The 16,317-nt window shown below is 64.7% G+C and carries 13 protein-coding genes and 1 pseudogene; 5 read left to right on the top strand and 9 right to left on the bottom strand.

Annotated features, from left to right (window positions below; translation table 11 throughout):
* Positions 1-73: 73 nt before the first annotated feature.
* The 6 genes from IVB28_RS05315 to IVB28_RS05290 form a co-directional block, all read right to left on the bottom strand.
* A complete protein-coding gene (locus tag IVB28_RS05315) occupies positions 74-763 on the bottom strand; it encodes a response regulator transcription factor (RefSeq protein ID WP_247524988.1) in 690 nt (229 codons plus the stop codon).
* Positions 760-3,483 carry a sensor histidine kinase KdpD gene (locus IVB28_RS05310; protein ID WP_247524987.1) on the bottom strand — a complete coding sequence of 908 codons (2,724 nt, stop codon included), beginning with the start codon at positions 3,481-3,483 and terminating at the stop codon, positions 760-762. The genes IVB28_RS05315 and IVB28_RS05310 overlap by 4 nt, the downstream gene beginning before the upstream one ends.
* 40 nt (positions 3,484-3,523) lie before the next feature.
* On the bottom strand, positions 3,524-4,129 hold the full coding sequence (locus IVB28_RS05305) for a K(+)-transporting ATPase subunit C (RefSeq protein WP_247524986.1): 606 nt from the start codon (positions 4,127-4,129) through the stop codon (positions 3,524-3,526).
* Positions 4,130-4,312: 183 nt separating this feature from the next.
* A complete protein-coding gene (kdpB, locus tag IVB28_RS05300; protein ID WP_247524985.1) occupies positions 4,313-6,415 on the bottom strand; it encodes a potassium-transporting ATPase subunit KdpB in 2,103 nt (700 codons plus the stop codon).
* An 18-nt stretch (positions 6,416-6,433) separates the two neighbouring features.
* Positions 6,434-8,137, bottom strand: coding sequence for a potassium-transporting ATPase subunit KdpA (gene kdpA / locus IVB28_RS05295; RefSeq protein ID WP_247524984.1), 1,704 nt, complete (start codon positions 8,135-8,137; stop codon positions 6,434-6,436).
* 113 nt (positions 8,138-8,250) lie between these two features.
* The gene (locus IVB28_RS05290; protein WP_049823729.1) at positions 8,251-8,340 is read right to left on the bottom strand and encodes a K(+)-transporting ATPase subunit F; all 90 of its coding nucleotides are present in this window, start codon (positions 8,338-8,340) and stop codon (positions 8,251-8,253) included.
* 439 nt (positions 8,341-8,779) lie between these two features.
* Here IVB28_RS05290 and IVB28_RS05285 point away from each other — a divergent pair, with 439 nt between their 5' ends.
* From IVB28_RS05285 to IVB28_RS05275, 3 genes are all read left to right on the top strand, one after another.
* Entirely contained in the window at positions 8,780-9,247 is a 468-nt protein-coding gene (locus IVB28_RS05285) for a hypothetical protein (RefSeq protein ID WP_247524983.1), read from the top strand.
* Positions 9,248-9,567: 320 nt separating this feature from the next.
* Positions 9,568-10,203 (top strand): uracil phosphoribosyltransferase, encoded by a 636-nt coding sequence (gene upp, locus IVB28_RS05280; protein ID WP_247524982.1) that lies wholly within the window; start codon positions 9,568-9,570, stop codon positions 10,201-10,203.
* A gap of 33 nt (positions 10,204-10,236) precedes the next feature.
* Positions 10,237-11,811 carry an AMP-binding protein gene (locus IVB28_RS05275; protein WP_247524981.1) on the top strand — a complete coding sequence of 525 codons (1,575 nt, stop codon included), beginning with the start codon at positions 10,237-10,239 and terminating at the stop codon, positions 11,809-11,811.
* A 32-nt stretch (positions 11,812-11,843) separates the two neighbouring features.
* On the opposite strand, the gene IVB28_RS05270 is transcribed toward IVB28_RS05275, so the two are convergent.
* Complete coding sequence (locus tag IVB28_RS05270; RefSeq protein WP_247524980.1) at positions 11,844-13,010, bottom strand: acyl-CoA dehydrogenase family protein; 1,167 nt, start codon at positions 13,008-13,010, stop codon at positions 11,844-11,846.
* Positions 13,011-13,231: 221 nt separating this feature from the next.
* On the opposite strand from IVB28_RS05270, the pseudogene IVB28_RS05265 reads away from it, so the two are divergent.
* Together IVB28_RS05265 and IVB28_RS05260 are read left to right on the top strand one after the other, a co-directional pair.
* Positions 13,232-13,693: pseudogene (locus tag IVB28_RS05265) on the top strand (MaoC family dehydratase); the annotation flags it as partial.
* Positions 13,693-14,544, top strand: a complete 852-nt coding sequence (locus IVB28_RS05260) for a CoA ester lyase (protein WP_247524978.1) — start codon at positions 13,693-13,695, stop codon at positions 14,542-14,544. The pseudogene IVB28_RS05265 and the gene IVB28_RS05260, both read left to right, overlap by 1 nt.
* Positions 14,545-14,700: 156 nt before the next feature.
* Here IVB28_RS05260 and IVB28_RS05255 read toward each other — a convergent pair whose 3' ends face one another.
* Together IVB28_RS05255 and IVB28_RS05250 are read right to left on the bottom strand one after the other, a co-directional pair.
* Positions 14,701-15,084, bottom strand: a complete 384-nt coding sequence (locus IVB28_RS05255) for a hypothetical protein (protein ID WP_247524977.1) — start codon at positions 15,082-15,084, stop codon at positions 14,701-14,703.
* A 361-nt stretch (positions 15,085-15,445) separates the two neighbouring features.
* The gene (locus IVB28_RS05250; protein WP_247524976.1) at positions 15,446-16,237 is read right to left on the bottom strand and encodes a fumarylacetoacetate hydrolase family protein; all 792 of its coding nucleotides are present in this window, start codon (positions 16,235-16,237) and stop codon (positions 15,446-15,448) included.
* Between the last annotated feature and the right edge of the window lie 80 nt (positions 16,238-16,317).

The following is a 16,317-nucleotide window of genomic DNA, read 5'->3' as shown; positions in this document are numbered from 1 at the left end:
GAGAGATTCCTGGATTGCTTCGCTCCGCGCGCAATGACGATGCGGGGACAGCATCGCGCCACAAGCGATACCATCAATCCCCCGCCTTCAACCGGTATCCGATCCCCGTCTCAGTCAGTACATATTGCGGCCGTTCCGGATCGGCTTCGATCTTCTGGCGGAGCTGGCGGACATAGACGCGCAGATATTGCGCGTCGGTCAGTTCGTCCCACAGCTCCCTCAGCAGGAAGCGGTGGGTCAGCACCTTGCCGGCGTGCTGCACGAGCACGCGCAGCAGGTCATATTCCTTCGGCGACAGCTTGACCTCACGCTCGCCGACTTTGACGATGCGTCGAACGAGATCGACCGAGAGATCTCCGGTGCGAAACACCGGGCGTTCGCCCTGTACCTGAAGCTGGTGCCGCAGCGCGGCGCGCAGGCGGGCCAGCAGTTCGTCCATGCCGAACGGCTTGGTCAGATAATCGTCGGCGCCGAGATCGAGCGCCTGTACCTTGCCGGCTTCGTCGCCGCGGCTCGACAGCACCACGATCGGCACGCTCTCGTTGCGGGCGCGAATGGTGCGCAGCAGCTCGTGTCCCTGAACGTCGGGCAGGCCGAGATCGAGAATGATCAGCGCCGGCTCCTCAACAAGCTTCTCCAGCGCCATCTTGCCGTTCGACGCCTCCAGGATTTCATAGCCTTGCGTCGTCAGCCCCATCCGCAACAATTTGCGGATCGGCGGCTCATCGTCGATGACCAGGACCTTGATCCGCGCTGCGCTCATGCGGCGGTATCCAATGCGCGGCCTTGTGCCGGAACGGGAAGACGGACGGTGAGGACAGCGCCGCTCCGGTTGCTCCGGTTGGCGGCCGAGATCGTGCCGCGCATCGCCTCGACGAAGCCCCGGGAGATGGCAAGGCCAAGGCCTGTCCCAGGGCGGACATGATCGCCCTTCTGCACGCGATAGAATTTGTCGAATACGCTCTCGAGCTCGTCGGGCGGGATGCCGACCCCCTCGTCCGCGATCTCAAGCACGACACGATCGCTGTCGCGGCGGCTGCGGATCGACACCGTCGTGTCGGGCGGCGAATATTTTGCGGCGTTGTCGAGCAGGTTGAACAGCACCTGCTCGAACAGCACGGCATCGAGCTGCAGCATCGGCAGATCGGCGGCCAGCACCAGCTCGACCTTGTGGGCCGCCAGGATCTTGGCCGCGCGAGCCAGCGCGCTGCCCACGATCTCGCCGAGATCGTGCAGCGCTGCGTTGGGTACGATGGCGCCGGATTCGATCTTGGTCATGTCGAGCAGGTTGGCGATGAAGCGGTTAAGCCGTTCGGATTCGTCGATCACGGTGGCGAGCAGGTCGCGCTTCTCGGTGTCGGACAAGGCACCGGCGAGATCACGCATGGTCGAAGCCGCGCCCAGCACCGAGGCAAGCGGCGTCTTCAAATCGTGCGAGATCGAGGTGAGGAGCGCCGAGCGCAGGCGCTCGGATTCGACCGTGCGCTTGACGCGGTCCATATCCTCGACCAGCAGCACGCGCTCGATCGCCAGCGCGCCCTGGTCCACCAGCGCATCCAGCAGCCGGCGCTGGTCCGGCGTCAGCAGTGGCCCGGCGCGGTCGTTGTCGATGCCGATGACGCCGATCGGGCGGCGCCCGGTGCGCATCGGCAGGAATAGCCGTTTTGCGCCCGGCAAGGTATCCGAGCCACGGCCGGCGGGGCGGTCGTTGCTCCAGGCCCAGTTGGCCGCGGCGAGGTCCGCCTGATCGAGCTCGTCTTCAGGCGGGTAGCCGGATTTCACCGTGAGCAGGCCTTCTTCCGGCAGCAGAAGCACCACGCGGACCTTCAGCATCAACGCGATCTGGTAGGCCGTCGCCCACAACACGTCGTCGAGCGTAGCGGTGCCCGCCAGCTTGCGGCTGAAAGCGTAGAGCTGCTCGGACATTCTGATCCGGCCGAGAGCCGCGTCAGCCTGCGTGCGCACGCGCGCCGCGACATTGGAGACGATCATCGCCACCGCCGTGAACAGCACGAAGGCGGCGACGTTGGTCGGGTCCGTGATCGTGAAGGTGTAGATCGGCGGCAGAAAAAAGAAATTATAACAGAGCGAGGCCGCGACAGTCGCAAGCAACGACGGCAACAGCCCGTAGCGGGCCGCAACCGTAACCACCGCCGTCAACAGCACGAGATCGACATTCTCGATGCCGAACCGCGGCTGGAGCAGTACGGCGGCGCCGAGGCCGATCAGGACGATGCCCAGCGCCTTCAGGTAAGGCAGCGGATTGAACGGCTCGGATCGCGCCGCGGTCGGTACCGCCGTCCTGGGCGCATCCTCGGCCGGAAGTTCGTCGCCGGGGATGACGTGAACGCTGATATTGCCCGCAAGGCGAACCAGGTCATGCACGACCGAGCCGCGCGTCATCTCGAACCAGCGCGAGCGGCTCGACTTGCCGATCACGATCTGGGTGACGTTGTTGCCTTGCGCGAAATTGACGAGGTCGTCGGCGATGCGACGGCCGACGGCGGGAATGGTCAGCGCCTCGCCGCCGAGCGATTCCGCGAGCCGCAGCGTATCGGCCAGCCGATCGCGCTGCTCATCGGACAATTGCAGGGATCGCCGCGTCTCGATCGATACCGCGGTGAACGGCGCATGTAACCGGTCCGCCAGCCGCTTCGTGTAGCGCACGAGGCCGGCCGCGCGCGGATCCTCGCTGATGCAGACGAGGATGCGCTCGCCCGCGGCCCAGGGCCCGGAAATCGCATTCGCCTGCATGTGGTTGAGCAGCTGCTCGTCGACCCGCTCGGCGGTGCGCCGCAAAGCAAGCTCGCGCAAGGCTGTCAGATTGCCCGGCGAGAAATAGTGCTCCAGTGCCCGCTCGGCTTGCCTGGGCACATAGACTTTCCCCTCCCTCAGGCGCTGAATCAGATCGTCCGGCGTGAGGTCGATCAGCTCGATCGCGTCGGCGCGGTCGAACACGGAATCGGGCACCGTCTCTCGGACCCGGACATGCGTGATTTGGGCGACGACGTCGTTTAGGCTCTCGATGTGCTGGATGTTGACGGCGGTGTAGACATCGATGCCGTGGGAGAGCAGCTCCTCCACGTCGAGATAGCGCTTGGGATGACGGCTGCCGGCCGCATTGGTGTGGGCGAGTTCGTCGACCAGTGCAATCCTTGGCCGGCGCGCGATCACGGCATCGAGGTCCATCTCCTCGACGACCTGGCCGCGGTAGTCCAGCCGCTTGCGCGGGACCATCTCGAGCCCTCGCACCAACGCTTCGGTCTCGGCGCGGCCATGGGTTTCGACGAAGCCGACCACGACATCGATCCCGGCTTTGCGCTTGGAGTGGGCGCTCTGCAGCATCTCATAGGTCTTGCCGACGCCGGGCGCGGCGCCGACGAAGATCTTCAGCTTGCCGCTGACGCTCTCCTCCCGGCGCGCTGCCTCCAGCAGCGCCTCCGGGGACGGTCGTTGTTCGGGATCGCGGCGCTCTCGGACCATCTTTGCAATATAATCATCTGTGCGCTGCGAGCCTAGACCGCTACTTCGCCGCCGCTTGGTCAAGCGCGAGATTCAGCGCCAATACGTTAACCCGGGGTTCGCCGAGCAAGCCGACCAAGCGGCCTTCGGAGTTGGCAGCAACGAGCTGCTTGACCGCATCCTCCGGCAGATTCCGCGCCTTCGCCACCCGCGGCACCTGGAATTGCGCCGCTTCGGGCGAAATATCGGGATCGAGGCCGCTGGCCGAGGTCGTCAGCAGATCGACCGGGACCGGCTGGTTCGGATTCTCAGCCCTGAGCTTGTCCACGTCCGCCTTCAGCCGGTCGGCTAGCGCCTTGCTGGTTGGGCCGAGATTGGCGCCGCCCGAGTTGGCGGCGTTGTAGGGTGCCGAAACCGTCTTGGTCGAATCGTTCGGGTCCGGAGCCAGCGTCGCCGACAGGCGGCCGTGGAAGTACTTATCGTCCCTGAACTCCTGCCCGATCAGGGCTGAGCCGACGACCTTGCCGTCCTTCTTGATCAGACTGCCTTGTGCCTGCGCAGGAAACAGCGCGCCGGCAATGGCCGTCATCGCGAGCGGATAGGCCAGGCCCGTGATGGCGGTGAGCACCAGCAAAAGGACGATGGCGGGGCGGATTTCTCTGAGCATGTTGGGTCTCCTTTATTTCGTCATTGCGAGCGAAGAAACCAGAACCTCACCTGAGGAGCCGCGCCCGAGCGGCGTCTCGAAGGGCGAGGCCACCAGCCGGGCCTTCATCCTTCGAGACGCGCGTTCCGCGCACTCCTCAAAATGAGGGTCTGGCAGGATCGCCTTGTCGTTCGCATTGACATTTCAAGCCAGGTGCAAGGCAACGACGACGAGATCGATCGCCTTGATACCGATGAAGGGAATGACGATGCCGCCGAGGCCGTAGACCAAGAGATTGCGCCGGAGCAGCGCGCCGGCACCGACGGCGCGGTAGGCGACGCCTTTCAGCGCGAGCGGAATCAGCGCGACGATGACGAGCGCGTTGAAGATGATCGCCGAGAGGATGGCGCTCTGCGGGCTCGACAGGTTCATGACGTTGAGCACCCCGAGCTGGGGATAGAACGCCAGGAACATCGCCGGGATGATGGCAAAATACTTGGCGACGTCGTTGGCGATCGAGAACGTCGTCAGCGCGCCGCGCGTCATCAAGAGCTGCTTGCCGATCTCGACCACCTCGATCAGCTTGGTCGGGTTGGAATCGAGGTCGACCATGTTGCCGGCCTCGCGGGCGGCCTGGGTGCCGGTGTTCATGGCGACACCGACATCGGCCTGCGCCAGCGCCGGCGCGTCGTTGGTGCCGTCGCCGCACATCGCAACCAGCTTGCCCTTGGCCTGCTCGTCGCGGATCAGCTTGAGCTTGTCTTCGGGCGTGGCCTGCGCCAGGAAATCGTCGACGCCGGCTTCCGCCGCGATCGCGGCCGCCGTCATCGGATTGTCGCCGGTGATCATGATGGTGCGGATGCCCATGCGGCGGAGCTCGGCGAAGCGCTCGCGAATGCCACCTTTGACGATGTCCTTGAGCTGGACGATCCCGAGCAGCTTGCCGTCCTTGGCGACAGCCAGCGGTGTGCCGCCGGACTTGGCGATCTCGTCGGCAATGGCCTGGATCTCGCGGCCGATGTCAGAGAGGGCGGGGGGCTGAATGGCTCGAGCCGCGTTGCCAGAGATAACGGCCAGTGGCGCGCCGCCGCCGATATAGTTCAGCATGGCATCGACCGCACCTTTGCGCACTGACGAGCCCCCGGCATCAACACCGCTCATCCGGGTCTGCGCCGTGAACGGGATGAAGGTCGCTCCGAGCTCAGCCATGTCGCGGCCGCGGATGCCGTATTTCTCCTTGGCCAGCACCACGATCGAGCGGCCCTCCGGGGTCTCGTCGGCGAGCGAGGCGAGCTGGGCGGCATCCGCCAGTTCCTGCTCGGTGACGCCGCGCACGGGACGGAAGGCTGTCGCCTGCCGGTTGCCAAGCGTGATGGTTCCGGTTTTGTCGAGCAGCAGCGTGTCGACGTCGCCGGCGGCCTCGACGGCGCGGCCGGACATCGCCAGCACGTTGAAACGCACCAGACGGTCCATGCCGGCGATGCCGATGGCGGACAACAGCGCACCAATTGTCGTCGGGATCAGCGTCACGAACAGCGCGACCAGCACGACCACCGAGATCGAGCCGCGGGCATAGGCCGCATAGCTGGGAATGGTGACCGTGGCGAACACGAAGATGATGGTGAGGCCGGCAAGCAGAATGTTGAGCGCGACCTCGTTCGGCGTCTTCTGCCGCTCGGCGCCCTCGACCAGCTTGATCATGCGATCGATAAAGGTCGAGCCCTGGGCTGCCGTGATGCGAACGCGGATCCAGTCCGATAGCACCTGCGTACCGCCTGTCACTGCCGAGCGGTCGCCGCCGGATTCGCGAATGACGGGTGCGGACTCGCCGGTAATGGCAGCCTCGTTGACCGAGGCGACGCCCTCGATGACCTCGCCGTCCGAGGGGATCGTGTCGCCCGCCTCGACCAGCACGATGTCGCCGACCTTCAGGCTCGTGCCCGGCACGAGCCTGAAGGCCGCGCCGGGGCCAGTCAGGAGCTTGGCCTGGCTCTCGGTGCGCGTCTTGCGCAGCGTCTCGGCCTGCGCCTTGCCGCGGCCCTCTGCCACTGCCTCGGCGAAATTGGCGAACAGCACCGTGAACCAGAGCCAGACAAGGATCTGGAAGGTGAAGTCGAGACCGGCGCCGCCGGTGACGAGGTCGCGCAGGAAGATCAGGGTGGTGAGCGCAGCAACGATTTCGACCACGAACATCACGGGGTTCTTGATCATCAGTCGCGGATCGAGCTTGGTGAAGGATGCGCGGATCGCAGGGACAAGGATCATTGCCGACATCGGAGCACGCTTTTGCAGTTTGGCCGTATCCATCGAGGTCACTCCAGACAATCAGAACAGGTTGCCGGCGTTCATCGCCAGATGCTCGACGATCGGACCGAGCGCCAGCGCCGGGAAGAAGGTGAGGCCGCCCATGATCAGGATGACGCCGACGACGAGGCCGACGAAAAGGCCCCCGGTGGTCGGGAACGTGCCCATGGACGGCGGGACCGATTTCTTCTCCGCGAGCGATCCCGCGATCGCCATCGCCGGGATGATCATGAAGAACCGGCCGACGAACATCGCGCAGGCCAGCGTGAGATTGTAGAAGAAGGTGTTGCCGGTGAGGCCTGCGAAGGCTGAGCCGTTGTTGCCCGCGGCCGAAGTGAAGGCGTAGAGCACTTCGGTGAAGCCGTGCGGCCCGGCATTCGCCATCGAGGCCACAGCCGCCGGATAGACCACGCCGACGGCGGTCCAGCCGAGGATCATCAGCGGCAGAACCAGGACCGCCAGCATCGCCATCTTGACCTCGCGCGCCTCGATCTTCTTGCCGACATATTCCGGCGTGCGGCCGACCATGAGGCCCGCAACGAAAATCGCGAGGATGACGAACAGCAGCATGCCGTACATGCCGGCGCCAACGCCGCCGACGATGATCTCGCCGAGCTCGATGTTGATCAGCGGGATCATGCCGCCGAGTGCGGTGAAGCTGTCATGCATGGCGTTGACGGCGCCGCAGGAAGCTGCGGTGGTGACGACGGCAAACAGCGAGGATGCGAGGATACCGAAGCGGACCTCCTTGCCCTCCATGTTGCCGCCGGTCAGGCCCAACGCCTGAAGCATCGAGGTGCCATTCGCCTCCGCCCAATAGGTGATAGCGACGCCGGCGATGAACAGCACGCCCATCACGGACAAGATTGCCCAGCCCTGGCGCTGATTGCCGACCATGCGACCGAATACGTTAGTGAGCGCGGCGCCAAGCGCGAAAATAGAGAGCATTTGCACGAAGTTCGACAGCGCTGTCGGGTTCTCGAAGGGATGCGCGGCGTTGGCGTTGAAGAAGCCGCCGCCATTGGTGCCGAGCATCTTGATTGCCACCTGGGAAGCGACGGGGCCGACCGCGATGGTCTGCTTGGCGCCTTCGAGCGTGGTTGCCTCGACATAGTCGCCAAGCGTCTGCGGCATGCCCTGCCAGACCAGGAACAGCGTATAGACGATGCAGATCGGTAGCAGGACGTAGAGCGTGCAGCGGGTGACGTCGACCCAGAAATTGCCCACGGTGCGCGTCGAGGCGCGCGAGAAGCCGCGGATCAGGGCCACCGCCAGCGCGATGCCAGTTGCCGCCGACAGGAAGTTCTGATGCGTCAGGCCGACCATCTGGGTCAGGTAGGACAGTGTGCTTTCGCCGCCGTAGTTCTGCCAGTTGGTGTTGGTGATGAAGGAGACCGCGGTGTTGAAGGAGAGATCCTCGGCCACCGCGGGCTGCCCCGCCGGATTGAACGGCAGCATGGCCTGGAGCCGCATCACGCCGTAGATGACGAGGAATCCGCCGACATGGAACAGCAGCATGGCGACCGTGTAAGTCAGCCAATGCTGCTCGCGCTTCTCGTCGACGCCGGAAATCCAGTAGATGCCGGCCTCTATCGGCCGCAGCGCGGACGACAGGATCGTGCGCTCGCCACCAAACACCCGCGTCATATACCAGCCGAGCGGTTTTGTGAGTGCGACGATGATGACGCAGAACAGAATGATCTGGAGCCAACCGACCATGGTCATGGAAATCAACCCTTCAAGCTTGGTGTCCGGCGCAGGAGCGGCAGGAGCACCGTCAGCAGGCCGGCGACGAGCACGGCGTCCGCGAGCAGCAATTCGAAAAGCAGCAGCACGGGTCAGAACCGCTCGGGCCGCAGCAACGCGTAGGTGAGATAGGCCAGCAGGCCGAACGAGACGGCGCCGGCGAGCGCATAATCGAAGATCATGGTCCGCGTCCTCAAAGCCGCTCGCAGGCGTAGGTGTAGCCGATCACGAGCGCAAAGAAGCCGAAACCCAGCGCCAGCATCAGAATGTCCATCATCGGATTGCTCCTCGTTGCGTCGCCAACGTCCGGCGCAACATTCTCTGGTGACCCCGCGGCTCGCGAACGACACGGAACGCATGTCCACGGACGACAGCAGGGACTCTTGACCGTGCTGAAATGCCAGCGCTGGCATAGGTTTTCGAGATGGGGCCTATGGCGACGTTATAGGAATCTCATAAAGGCGCGTGGTGCTCGCCCTGAATAGCCCCCACCCTCTCCTCACCCTCCACTTATGAAATCCCTATATCTCTCGCCCGACCCCCATCTCGTTTTCAAATGCCATCGAGGCCCATCCTGGCGCTGCCGGCCGACGGACCGACGCCCTCTCCAGGATGCCTGACATGACCGCCGCTCTCCGACGCCTTGATCCACCTTCCCTCGGCCGGCAGCTTCGCGCGGCACCGGCGATGACGCGTCCGTTGACGTCAGACATCATAGACAACGCCTGCCGGTGCCTTCGTTCGCTCGGCCAAAGCGAACGTACGGCGCGTGTCATCCGCCTGATCGACGCTGAAGCCTGGACCGATGCGGCGCTGGCGCTGATGGCGCTCGAACTGCCGATGTGGCAGGTGCGCCGCATCGCCTATGACGAGGGCGAGTGGCATTGTGCGCTGTCGCGCGAGCGCGAGTTGCCGGACTGGCTCGACGCCACGGTCGAGGCGCGCCACGCCGACCTCGTGCTGGCTCTGCTGTCCGCCTTCGTTGAGGTCCGGGAATTAGCTGCGGACGCGACGCGGCCGAGCGTTCCTTCGGCCCACCCCATGCTGGACCTGCCTTACGAGCCGCTTGCTTGCGACAATTTCCGCTAGAACGGCCTGACATAAGGATTCCAGAAATGCCGACGCTGACATATGGCGTGGAACAGCCACCAAGGGCGCCCTTGTGGAGACCGTCGCCGCGCTACGCTCCGTCCACAAGCCGTCACATGCGACCGCGCAGAAGCGCCTGCGTCAGCCCGCGATGGACGCGATGCGTAGGGCGATCGACCGTGAATTGACCGTGGCTGCCTGCCTATGCGGCGAGCACCGGACCCGCAGCGCGGTGGCAATGCCCGGGTGACGTCACCTGTCCCCGCGGAAACCACCCGGCCGATCTGGCGCAATTCCAGGGAACCGTGTAGAGCGGTTTCATGAGCAGCAGCAACGTCAACGTCGTCGCCCACCCCCTGGTCCAGCACAAGCTCTCCCTGATGCGGGAGAAGGACCGCTCGACCAAGAGCTTTCGCGAGATCCTGAACGAGATCGGGATGCTGCTCGGCTACGAGGTGACGCGCGACCTGCCGCTGGAGCTCGTCGGAATCGAGACCCCGATCGCGGCGATGCAGGCGCCGAAGATCGCCGGCAAGAAGCTCACGCTGGCGCCGATCCTGCGCGCAGGCGTCGGTTTCCTCGACGGCATGCTGGCGCTGATGCCCTCGGCGCGCATCGCCCATATCGGGCTCTACCGCGACCCCGAGACGTTGCAGGCCGTGGAATATTACTTCAAGGCACCGCAGGACCTGTCCGATCGCACCGTGATCCTGATGGACCCGATGCTGGCGACCGGCAACTCGGCCTGCGCCGGCGCCTCCCTGCTCAAGGCCCGAGGCGCCCGCGATATCCGCTTCGTCTGCCTTTTGGCCGCGCCCGAGGGCATTGCGCAGTTCCAGAGCGAACATCCTGATGTGCCGATCTGGACCGCCGCGATCGACGAGCGGCTCAACGACCACGGCTACATCGTGCCGGGCCTCGGCGACGCCGGCGACCGGATGTTCGGCACCAAGTAGACAGGTTTGCGCGATCAGGTTACTCCGGTCGCCATGAGTGCCAATGCATTTTCGCTGCAATCGTTGATCCGGACAGAGGCCACGCCCCATCCGGCCTTCGTGTTCGCAGACATGCCGGTCTCGCGCGCTGAGTTCTCCCGGAGGATCGAGCAGACCGCGGCCTGGCTCGCGGCGCAAGGCATCGGCAAGGGCGACGTGGTCGCGGTCTGGCTGGTCAACCGGATCGAATGGATTGCGCTGCTGTTCGCCGCCGCCCGCCTTGGCGCCGTCGTCGCCGCCGTCAATACGCGCTACCGCAGCGGGGACGTCGCGCATCTGCTTCGCTTGTCCGGCGCCAAGCTGATGGTGGTCGAAGCCGCATTCCGCTCGATCGATTTTGCCGCGATCCTCGCCGACGTTACCAAGCACGAAGTACCCGCGCTGCAACAGCTCGCCGTGATCGGCGCAGATGCGATCCCGGCGCACTGGCCCTGCGTGCGCTTCGACGCCTTCGATAGGACTTATCCCCCCGCGCCCCCGGCTCAGGACGACATCGACCTGCCGGTCCTGCTCTACACGACATCAGGCACCACCAAGGGGCCGAAGCTCGTCGCGCACTCGCAGCGCACGCTGGCCACGCACGCCGCTTGCGTCGCCGCAGCGCTCCAGCTTGATCCGCAGCGCCACTCGCTGCTGGCCATGCTGCCGTTCTGCGGCACCTTTGGCATGACCAGCCTGCTCGGCTTCGTCGCGGCGGGCGCGACCGTCCACGTGCTCGACGCCTTCGAGGCGGCGCCCGCGCTGACAATCCTGAGCGAGCAGGGGATCACGCACACCTTCGGCTCCGACGAGATGTTCCGCCGCATCCTCGCCATCACCGATGCGCGACGCCCGTTCCTGCATCTGGAAGTCTGCGGCTTCGCCGCGTTCCAGCCCGGCTGGCGCGAACTTGCCGCGGAGGCCGAGGCGCGCGGCCTGCCGTTGTTCGGCCTCTACGGTTCGAGCGAGGTCCAGGCCCTGTTCTCGATCGCCCGCCCCGGCGATGCCTTCGCCGATCGCATCGAGGGCGGCGGCTGGCCGATGTCACCTGACGCAAGAGTGCGCGTGCGCGACGCCGAAACCGGCGAGCTTGCGCCGTTCGGCGTCTCCGGCGAGATCGAGATCAGCGCGCCGTCGCGCTTCCTCGGCTATTTCAACAACCAGGATGCGACGCACGATGCAATCACGGCCGACGGGTTCTTCCGCACCGGCGATATCGGCCGGCTGCGCGGCGACGGTTCTTTCGTCTACGAGACCCGCGCGGGCGACGCCATGCGGCTCGGCGGTTTCCTTGTCGCGCCCGGCGAAATCGAGGACGAGCTAAAATCTTGCCGCGGCGTGACCGACGCCCAGGTGGTCGCGGTCGATCTGAAGGGTCAGGCACGCTGCGCCGCGTTCGTGATCCCCGCAAACGAGCCGCCGATACCGGAGACGCTGATCGCGCACCTGCGCGACCGGCTCGCCGGCTACAAGGTACCGGCGCGAATCTATGTCGTGGATGCCTTCCCTGTTACCGACAGCGCCAACGGCGTGAAGATCCAGCGTGCCCGGCTTCGCGCCATGGCGATGGAGCGGATCGCCGCGGAATAGCCGAGCCTGTCCGGCTGCGCCCGAAGGGTCGCTCAGTAGGACTTTGCCAGCCCAAGCACCTTTTCGGCGATGAAGCTGAGCGCGAGCTGCGGGCTGACCGGCGCAATGCGCGGGATCAGCACCTCGCGCAGATATCTCTCGACGTGGAATTCCTTGGCGTAGCCGAAGCCACCATGGGTCATCACGGCCTGCTCGCAAGCCGAAAAGCCCGCTTCGCCCGCGAGATATTTCGCGGCATTGGCTGCGGCACCGCACGGCATGCCCTTGTCGTATTGCCAGGCCGCCGACATCACCATCAGCCAGGCCGCCTCGAGCTCGACCCAGTTCACCGCGAGCGGATGCTGAATGCCCTGGTTCTTGCCGATCGGACGGTTGAACACCACCCGCGTCTTGGCATATTCGGTGGCTCGCGCCAGCGCGAGCTTGCCAAGGCCGACCGCCTCCGCCGCGATCAGGATACGCTCCGGGTTCATGCCCTCGAGAATGTACTGGAAGCCTTTGCCTTCCTCGCCGATCCGGTCCTGCATCGGAATTTCAAAGTCCTCGAAGAACAGCTCGTTGGAATCCACGATCTTGCGGCCCATCTTCTCGATCTCGTGGACCTTGATCTTGTTGCGGTCGAAATCGGTGTAGAACAGGCTGAGGCCGTGGGTCGGCGAGCGCACCTCTTCCAGCGGCGTGGTGCGCGCCAGCAGCAGGATCTTGTGCGCGACCTGCGCGGTCGATATCCACACCTTCTGGCCGTTGACGATGTAGCGGTCGTTCTTGGCGACCGCGCGGGTCTTCAGCTGCGTGGTGTTGAGGCCCGTGTTGGGCTCAGTGACAGCGAAGCACGCCTTCTCGCGGCCCTCGACCATCGGCGGCAGCATGCGCTTGCGCTGCTCCTCGGTGCCGAACACCACGACCGGGTTGAGACCGAACACGTTGATGTGCACCGCGGACGCACCGGACATGCCGGCACCCGATTCCGCAATGGTGCGCATCATGATCGCAGCTTCCGTGATGCCAAGCCCCGAGCCGCCATAGGCTTCCGGCACGCAGATGCCGAGCCAGCCGGCGTCGGCCAGTGCCTTGTGGAAATCGTGCGGGAAACCGCCCTCGTGGTCCTTCTTCAGCCAGTAGGCGTCGGGAAAGCGTTCGCAGATCTTGGCGATCGCGTCGCGAATGGTTTCCTGCTGATCGGTGAGCGCGAAATCCATATTCGTGATCTCCTCGTCGGGAGCCGCGACCGCGCAACCTCCCTCCCCCTCGCATTCCCGACGCGAAGGCCGTGGCCGATTGCTGCGCCGGACGTTCCCTCGCTTGCGTTCTTTAACTTGAAAAACCGGGTACAGATACGTGAAATTGTCGATCGAGTGTGTCTACCATGCATAGGGTCATGCGGCGCGACGCTTAGAGCGCGCCGTTATTTCGCAGGGAGGAAACCGCGATGGCCGGGCTTTATTTCGAAGACTTTTCGGTCGGCCAGGAGTTCAGGCATCCGCTGACCCGGACCGTTACGGAGATGGACAATACCATGTTCAGCCTGCTGACGCTCAATCCGCAGCCGCTGCACATCGATGCCCATTTCGCCGAAAAGACCGAGTTCGGCCAGCGCATTTTCAACAGCCTTTACACCCTCGGCATCATGATCGGCATGACGGTCTATGATACGACCATGGGGACAACCGTTGCCAATCTCGGCATGACTGACGTCATCTTTCCAAAGCCGGTCTTCCATGGCGACACCTTGCGGGCCACGACAAAGGTGCTCTCGGTGCGGGAATCCAAATCGCGGCCCAAGGCCGGCATCGTCGAGTTCGAGCACCACGCCCTCAACCAGAACGACGAGATTGTCGGCAAATGCCGCCGCATGGCGATGATGCACAAGAGGCCGGTCTGATGCGTTCGATGCTGTTCGTGCCGGGCGATTCCCCGCGCAAATTCGAGAAGGCGAGCGAAGGCAAGGCCGACGCGCTGATCATCGACCTCGAGGATTCCGTCGTCACCGAGAAGAAGCCGGAGGCGCGCGGGCTGACACTTCAAATGCTGCAGGGCTCTCGCGGCCCGCATCAGCTCTATGTCCGCGTCAACGCCCTCGATACCGGCATGACGTTGGCCGATCTCGCCGCGGTGATACCCGGCAAGCCCGACGGCATCGTACTGCCGAAATCGCAAGGCGGCGATGACGTACGCCAAGTCGCGACCTGGCTCGAAGCGCTGGAAGCTGCGGCCGGCATCGCGGTCGGCACGATCCGCATCGTCTGCGTCGCGACGGAGACTGCCGGCTCGATCTTCGGCCTCGGTAGCTACAAGGGATGCTCTCCTCGCCTCGCCGGCCTGATGTGGGGCGCGGAAGATCTCTCGGCCTCGCTCGGCGCGACCGAAAAGGCGTCCGGCGGCGTGTTCCACAGCCCCTATCGCCTCGCGCGCGATCTCTGCCTGATGGCGGCGGCCGCGGCCGAGGTCGCGCCGATCGATACGGTCTATACCGACATCGACAACCTCGCTGGCCTTGAGCAGGAGACGCGCGCCGCGCGCCGCGACGGCTTTTCCGCCAAGGCGCTGATCCATCCCAAGCATGTCGATGTCGTCAATGCGGCGTTCGAGCCGACGGAAGCCGAACGGACCTGGGCGGAGAAGGTGATCGCGGCGTTCGCGAGCAATCCCAATTCCGGCACGCTGCGGCTCGACGGCCAGATGATTGACAAGCCGCATCTTCGCGCCGCCAAGAAAATCCTCGGCCATCCCTAAAGCATGATCCGGAAAAGTGCGCAGCGGTTTTCCGAAGAGATCATGCTTAAACAACAACCTAAAGCGCGATGGCGATTCATCCTAATCGCATCGCGCTTTAGAGCGAGGCGCAAGCCTCGCCAGCGACCGACTACGTGCGAGAAGTAAAGCTCCGTCTCAGTCGAATCCCTGAACGGGCGGTGCCGCGGGTTGTGCCGGCACGGGAGGCGCGGCTTGAACCGGCGGGGCCGGATGGCCGGTAGCTCTCATCTGGCCGTTGGCATTCATTGCCTCGCGCGTGCGCGGTAAAACGCGGGTCACGGCCGCGCGGCGCGGCGACTGCCGATATCTTGTCGACTGCGAACCTCTCATGCCCCAGGAACGAGCGATCGAAGGTCCGGCCGTGTAGCCGATCAAGGCTCCGGCGACCGCGCCGACGGGGCCCAGCACGACCGCGCCGGAAACCGCGCCCAGCGCTGCATCCCCGGCGCGCTCCTGCGCAACCGCGCTCACGGGCACGCAGGCCAGCATTGCGACAGCAGTGATCAGAGCTTTGGTCATTGGAGCGCCTCCCTCATGGGGAAATCACTCCTGCTCAAATATGGCCGCAGGAGGTTCCCTTGCCGGCCACCAGAAGGCAATCGGCCGGCGGAACCGGCCGTGAGGGGGAGGATGGCCTCCCCTCTCGCCGCGAGGATTGCCGCATATAAGTTTGGGCAACGCTCGCCGCACGCCTCGTCCTTCGAGACGACCGCTTTCTGCGGTCTCCTCAGGTTGAGGCTCAGCGGCAGCGCTCGTTGAAGCTCCCGCTACACATTCAGTCCTCATCCTGATGAGGAGCCCGCCGAAGGCGGGCGTCTCGAAGGATGGCGCCAGGGACCGCTCTGAAAGCGATCGTCAGCCACGGGAGAGGCGAAGGCGACTACACGATCTTGATCGACAGGTCGGGCAAGCCCTCGAGCTTGCACAACAGCACGTCGCCCTTCACCACCGGACCGACATTCTCCGGCGTGCCGGAATAGATGATATCGCCGGCTTTCAGCTCGAATGCTTCCGACAGCTTCGCGATCTGCTCGGCCACGCTCCAGATCATCTTGCTGAGATCCGAGTTCTGCTTGACGGTGCCGTTGATCGCGAGCGAGATCGCGCCCTTCTCGAAATGGCCGGTCTTGCTCACGGGGTGAATCGGACCGAGCACGGCAGCGTGGTCAAAACTCTTGCCGATCTCCCATGGCTTCTTCTCCGCGGCCATGCCGTTCTGGAGGTCGCGCCGGGTCATGTCGAGGCCGAGCGCGTAGCCATAGACGTGGTCGAGCGCTTTATCGGCCGGGATATTGGTGCCGCCGGATTTCAGCGCGGCGACCAGCTCCACCTCGTGATGGTAGTTCTTGGTCAGCGACGGATAGGGATGATCGGCGACCTCGCCGATCGCGACATTCTGGATCGCGTCAGTCGGCTTCTGGAAGAAGAACGGCGGCTCGCGGTTCGGATCGGAGCCACGCTCGATCGCATGTGCCGCATAATTGCGCCCGATGCAGTAGATACGGCGGACCTGGAACACCTGGGTCTCGCCGACGATCGGGATCGTCACCATCGGCACCGGAAAGATGGGCTTCGGTCCGGCCTGCGCTGCGGCTGGCGCAACCTCGGCCATCGAAACGGCGGTGGCCGCCGCAGCGGTGGCGAGCAGATCACGTCGCGTGGGTGAGGTCATCGGGTGCTCCCTTTGTTTTGCTTGGGCAGCGTCATGCGCGCCGATCCGGCTGATAGTCGATATTTGGCGTACCGGCAACA

The sequence above is a fragment of the Bradyrhizobium sp. 199 genome (genome assembly GCF_023073355.1).
Classification (GTDB): domain Bacteria; phylum Pseudomonadota; class Alphaproteobacteria; order Rhizobiales; family Xanthobacteraceae; genus Bradyrhizobium.
Note: the sequence above shows the minus strand (reverse complement) of the source record. Positions and strands in the feature narration are given on the sequence as shown.